Source organism: Thermohalobaculum sp., from assembly GCF_058622915.1.
Window position 1 is genome coordinate 1 of the sequence record NZ_JBZSYN010000176.1, and the last position, 5,687, is coordinate 5,687.

6 protein-coding genes are annotated in these 5,687 nt (G+C 69.9%); 2 read left to right on the forward strand and 4 right to left on the reverse strand.

What is annotated here, in order from left to right:
• The coding region (locus AC32QD_RS13385) for an NAD(P)/FAD-dependent oxidoreductase (protein WP_492011006.1) at nucleotides 1-1,074 on the forward strand (1,074 nt) is incomplete at its 5' end.
• A gap of 196 nt (nucleotides 1,075-1,270) precedes the next feature.
• Here AC32QD_RS13385 and trhA read toward each other — a convergent pair.
• The 4 genes from trhA to AC32QD_RS13405 all read right to left on the reverse strand — a co-directional run bounded on the left by trhA (nucleotide 1,271) and on the right by AC32QD_RS13405 (nucleotide 5,066).
• Entirely contained in the window at nucleotides 1,271-1,966 is a 696-nt protein-coding gene (gene trhA, locus AC32QD_RS13390) for a PAQR family membrane homeostasis protein TrhA (protein WP_492011007.1), read from the reverse strand.
• Nucleotides 1,967-2,133: 167 nt separating this feature from the next.
• Complete coding sequence (locus tag AC32QD_RS13395; RefSeq protein ID WP_492011008.1) at nucleotides 2,134-3,021, reverse strand: substrate-binding domain-containing protein; 888 nt, start codon at nucleotides 3,019-3,021, stop codon at nucleotides 2,134-2,136.
• Nucleotides 3,022-3,069: 48 nt separating this feature from the next.
• On the reverse strand, nucleotides 3,070-3,789 hold the full coding sequence (gph, locus tag AC32QD_RS13400) for a phosphoglycolate phosphatase (protein ID WP_492011009.1): 720 nt from the start codon (nucleotides 3,787-3,789) through the stop codon (nucleotides 3,070-3,072).
• The gene (locus AC32QD_RS13405; RefSeq protein ID WP_492011010.1) at nucleotides 3,786-5,066 is read right to left on the reverse strand and encodes an O-acetylhomoserine aminocarboxypropyltransferase/cysteine synthase family protein; all 1,281 of its coding nucleotides are present in this window, start codon (nucleotides 5,064-5,066) and stop codon (nucleotides 3,786-3,788) included. Before AC32QD_RS13405 ends, gph begins: the two co-directional genes overlap by 4 nt.
• A 296-nt stretch (nucleotides 5,067-5,362) precedes the next feature.
• Between AC32QD_RS13405 and AC32QD_RS13410 the strand changes: the two genes are divergently transcribed.
• Nucleotides 5,363-5,687 (forward strand): REP-associated tyrosine transposase (locus tag AC32QD_RS13410; protein WP_492011011.1); only part of this gene is annotated, 325 nt, incomplete at its 3' end.

Genomic DNA, 5,687 nt, shown 5'->3' on the forward strand with positions numbered 1-5,687 from the left:
GAATTGCCCGGCAAGGCCGATTTGGCGCGATTTCGCGAGATCGGTTGTCTGGTGATGAAGACGGATTTGAACGGCGGGCTCGCCAAGCACATGCAGATGAGCGGCGCTCTCGACTGCCCGTTCGAGGAATGGGATGCGGGTGCCATCCGCGCGCGGCTGCCGATCTACGACTTGCGCCGCTACGGCCCGGCGAAGCGGCCCGAGGACGCGGGCTTTGGCGAGCCGACGGGGGGCGAGATCGAGGGCGGGGTGTTCTGGCCCAATGCCGGCTATGTCACCGACCCGGCGCTGGCGGCGCAGAACCTCGCCGAGGCAGCGCGGGCGAAGGGCGCGCGGGTGCGCCTGGGCGCGCGCGTGACCGAGGTCCTTCGACAGGGCGGCCGCGCCCGCGGCGTGCGGCTGGCCGGGGGCGAGGAGCTGCACGCGCCGGTGGTGATCAATGTCGCCGGCCCGGCCTCGGCCCGGATCAACGCCATGGCCGGGGTGCTCGACGACATGACCATCCGCACCCGGGCCCTCAGGCAGGAGGTGGTGCATGTGCCCGCGCCGCCGGGCTTCGACTTCGAGCGCGACGGGCTGATCGTCTCGGACAGCGACATCTCGTGCTATTGCCGCCCCGAGCAGGGCAATCACATCCTGATCGGCTCGGAGGACCCGCCCTGCGACCCGCATGTCTGGCTCGAGGACGACGAGGCGCTGGAGCGCAGCTTCACCGAGCAGTGGCGCGTGCAGGCGCTGCGCTATGCCCAGCGGGTGCCCGCGCTGGGCATCCCCTCGCGGATGCGGGGCGTGGTCGACCTCTACGACGCCTCGGACGACTGGATCCCGATCTACGACCGCGCGCAGCTGCCGGGCTTCTACATGGCCTGCGGCACCAGCGGCAACCAGTTCAAGAACGCCCCCATCGCCGGCAAGCTGATGGCGGCGCTGGTCGATTACTGCGAGGCCGGCCACGACCACGACGCCGCGCCGATGCGCTTCACGCTGCCCTATCTGGGGCGCGAGATCGATGCGGGCTTCTATTCGCGCCGGCGCGAGATCAATCCTGAGTCGAGCTTCTCGGTGCTGGGGTGAATTAGTCCCGGAGGAACGTGTCCACGCGTGGACACGGTATCATCGCATTGATATTGCAATAATTTCCGTGTGGACGTCTGAAAGGGCGGCTCCGCTGCGCCGGCCCTGACCGGGTTGTTCCCCTCCTCGGACGAGCGGCGATTTCTCGGCGATGGCGCGCGGCCCGATCGGGTCCAGTGCGTCAATTACCGGCCGGTCAATGGCCGGGTGCGAGCAGCGAGACCTCGGTGAGGATGGCGAAGTAGAAGATAAAGCTCGCCGCCAGCACGAAGCCGTGCCAGATGGCGTTGTGGAAGCGCAGCCGGTCCCAGTAGAGAAAGACGATGCCCAGGGTGTAGAGCCCGCCGCCCGTCAGCATCATCAGGAAGGTGGCGTGCGAGATGTGCTCGATGATCGGCCCGCCGACCACCACAGCGCCCCAGCCCATCACCAGGTAGATCGCCAGCGACAGCGTTTCGAACCGGTCCGGCACGGTGATCTTCAGCACCGCACCAAGCAGCGCCGCGCCCCAGATGCCGGCGAGGATCGGCACCGTGTCCTGGCCCGCGAGCAGCACGGCGAAGGGCGTGTAGGTGCCGGCGATCTTGACGTAGATCGCCGCGTGGTCGAGCCGGCGCAGGAACTGCTTGGCGCGGCCGTGGCGCACCATGTGGTAGCAGGCCGACAGCGTGAACATGGCGATCATGCTGGCGCCGTAGACCAGGGCTGCGGCCACCGTGCCCATGTCGCCGTACCAGACCGCGGCCAGCGTCACCATGACCGGGACGGCGATCAGCGAGAACAGGATGCCGAGGATGTGCAGGACGGCGTCGGCCAGCCGCTCGGCCCGGCTGTAGACCGGGTAGGGCGTCTGATTGCCCGGGATGGCAATATGAACGCGAGGCGGTAGCATGGCTGCATTCTACTCCGGAAAGCACGACAAATTTAGCAAGAAAATTTGACTGCACAGTGACTTGCGTCACACGAGAGCGACAGTCGGCGCCGCATGTGCATGAAGACAACGCGCAGAGCGCCGGATCGTTGCACCCCGACGCGCACTTCCGCGCGATGCGATTTCGCTCAGGGGCCGTTCCAGTGAACGGTCCCCTGGCCCGACAGGTCATAGCCGCCCAGTTCGGCGGCATGTTCGCTGAAGGCGGGGGTGCGCATGAAGCCGAGCAGCGCCTGCCAGCGTGGCTCGAAATAGGCGCGGCGCTCGATCGCGACATCGTAGCGCTCGGTCAGCAGCGGCAGGAAGGCCAGGCGGTATTGCCGCGCCATCGCCTCGAGGCCCGGGGCCGCGTCGGCGCGCCCCGAGGCGACCGCCGCGGCGGCCTCGGCCTCGGTGCGCGCGGGCGTCTCGACGACCTCGAGCTCGCTGCGGGCGAGGCCGGCCTCGGCCATGAGATGGTCGAGCAGGATCTGGCTCCCCGCCTTGGGCTGGCGCAGCGCCACGCGGCGGCCGCGCAGCTCGGCGATGCCGCGCACCTGAGCGTCGCGCCCGGGCGCGAGCAGCAGGCCGCGACTGCGCCGCGCCCATTCGATCAGCACCACCGGGGCCTCGCCCAGTCGCGCGCTCACATGGGCCAGGTTCCAGGTGCCGGCCTCGGGCTCGAAGACATGCAGACCGCAGGCCATAGCCTCGCCCGCGGCCAGGCGGTCGAGCCCGTCGAGACTGCCGTCGAAGAAGGAGGCCAGCCCGCTGCCCGAGTCCCGAAGCGCCCATTCGAGCAGCGGGTCGTGGCTGCCCGCAACCACCTCGGGCGCGCGGCGGCGCGCCGTCCCCTGCGCCGCGCCGGCGAGCCAGTCCTCGACCGCGGCGCGCGGGAACAGGAGCTTTCCGGTCAGCCGCCGGCACGGGATCGCGCCCTGGCTGGCCAGCTCGTAGACCTTGCGCTCGCGCACGCGCAAGAGCGCCGCCACCTCGCGGGTGGTCAGGAACTCGGGCTCGGGCGTCTCGCGGGCCATGGGCGCGAGGCTAGCGCGGACCGGGCCGGCTGGGAAGGCGCGACCGGCTCAGGCGGCGAGGCGGGCCTCGATGTGCCGGGTCAGGGAAGCGAAATCGTGGAACACGAAGCACTCGCCGAAGTCGTCGAGCAGGCGCTTGCGGTAGCCGCCGGAGTAGAGCGCGAAGGCGATCCCGGCCGCGCCGGCGGCATCCGCGTCGGTGCCGCTGTCGCCGACATAGAGCACCTCGGCGGGCGCGGCGCCCAACAGGCGCACGGCGTGCAAGAGCGGCGCCGGGTCGGGCTTCATCGCCTTCAGCGTGTCGCCCCCGACGACGACGCGCAGGTGCCGGTCGAGGCCGAGGCGCGCGAGGATGTCGCGGCTCACGCCCTCGGGCTTGTTGGTGCACACGCCGAGCAGCAGCCCGCGCGCCGAGAGCCGGCCCAGCGCCGCCTCGACCCCGTCATAGGGCCGGGTGAGCCGCACCGGCTCGGCGGCGTAGATCGCACGATAGCGCTCGACGGCGGCGGTCAGCTCGCGCCCCTTCGCAGGCGTGCCGGCGGCGGCGAGGCAGCGTGCGACCAGTTTGGGCACGCCCTCGCCGATGAAGCCGCGCACCTGTGCCAGTGTGACCGGCCCCAGCCCGCGCTCGGCCAGGAACGCGCTGGCCGCCGCGTGCAGGTCGGGCGCGCTGTCGATCAGCGTGCCGTCGAGGTCGAAGATCACCGCCCGGATCATGGAATGGCCCATGGACTGGCCCATGGACTGGCCCTGCTCGTCGTCGCTCACACGGCCACCTTGTCCAGCGCCTGGCCGAGATCGGCGATCAGGTCGTCGGGGTCCTCGATGCCGATCGACAGCCGCACCACGTCGTCGGCGGCGCCGGCGGCGGCGCGCTGCTCGGGCGTGAGCTGGCGGTGGGTGGTGGAGGCGGAGTGGATGATCAGCGAGCGGGCGTCGCCCAGGTTCGCCACGTGGCTGAACAGCTCGACCGAGTCCACGAGCTTGACGCAGGCGTCGTAGCCGCCCTTGAGGCGGAAGGTGAACAGCGCCCCGGCGCCCCTGGGACAGATCTTGCGGCCGCGGCGGTAGGAGGGGCTGGATTTCAGCCCGGCATAGGTGACCTCGGGCACCTGCGGGTGCCCCTCCAGCCACTTGGCCACCGTCTCGGCATTGGCGACGTGGCGGGCCATGCGCAGGCTCAGCGTCTCGAGCCCCAAGAGCGTGATGAAGGCGTTCTGCGGGCTCTGGCAGGCGCCGAGGTCGCGCAGGCCGACGGCGTGGCCGTGGATGGTGAAGGCGTAGGGGCCGAAGGTCTCGTGGAACTTCAGGCCGTGATAGGCGGGCTCGGGCTGGCTCAGCGAGGGGAACTTCTCCGAGGCCGACCAGTCGAACTTGCCCGAGTCCACCACCACGCCGCCCATCACCGAGCCGGTGCCCGAGAGGTACTTGGTGGTCGAATGCACCACCAGCGAGGCGCCCATCTCGATCGGCCGGCACAGCCAGGGCGTGGCCGAGGTGTTGTCCACGATCAGCGGGATGCCCTTGCGCTCGGCCACCTGGGCGATCTTGGGCAGGTCGGCGACGTGCCCGCCCGGGTTGGCGATGGACTCGCAGAAGATCGCCTTGGTGCGCTTGGTGCAGGCGCGGCTGATGTCGCCGATGCGGTCGATGTCGACGAACCTGGCCTCCCAGCCGAAGCGCTTGATGGTGTGCGAGAACTGGGTCACCGTTCCGCCGTAAAGCCTGCTGGAGACGACGATATTGTCGCCCGGGCGCATCAGCGGGAACAGCGCCAGGATCTGCGCCGCGTGGCCCGAGGCGCAACAGACCGCGCCGATGCCGCCCTCGAGCGCGGCGATGCGCTCCTGCAGCACCGAGACCGTGGGGTTGGTGAGCCGCGAGTAGATGAAGCCGACCTCCTGCAGGTTGAACAGCGCCGCGGCGTGCTCGGCGTCGCGGAAGACATAGGCCGTGGTCTGGTAGATCGGCGTCTGGCGCGCGCCCGTGGCCGGGTCGGGCCTGGCGCCGGCATGCACCTGCAGGGTGTCGAATCCGTAGGTCATAAGGGTCCTCTCGGCTGGCGTTCCTTATCCGGCGCGGGGGCCGGATCTCAGGGGATTTCCTTAGGGGGCGGGACCCGGAACTGAAAGGAAAATCTGGGCCGGGCGGGGGACGACTTTTGCGGATTCGAAGTCCGTTAATTTAACGAAAGTCGCGTCAAGGCGGCCTGGCAAGGTTTTGTTTACCGGATCGGGGCCGAGTCTTATATGTCTTATATAAGAGTTGTAAGAGTTGGCCGGGCGGGCCGGTCCGCCATCTTGCCACGGATTGTTAACCACTATTGGGCGACGCTGCCGGGATGCCGAGCTATCTGCGCCCGCGCGCACCCGGGGCCACGATCTTCTTCACCGTTGCGCTGGCCCGGCGCGGCGCGGGCCTTCTGGTGCGCGAGATCGGGCTGTTGCGCGCGGCCGTGCGGGCGACGCGGGCCGAGCGGCCGTTCGAGGTCGACGCGTGGGTGGTGCTGCCCGACCATCTGCACTGCGTCTGGACACTGCCCGAGGGGGACGCCGATTTCCCCACGCGCTGGGGCGCGATCAAGGGACGGTTCTCGCGCGCGGTGCGCGAGAGGGGTCGGGCGGGGTTTGCCCCGCCATCGGCGCCAGCCCCGCCGCGGGTGTGGA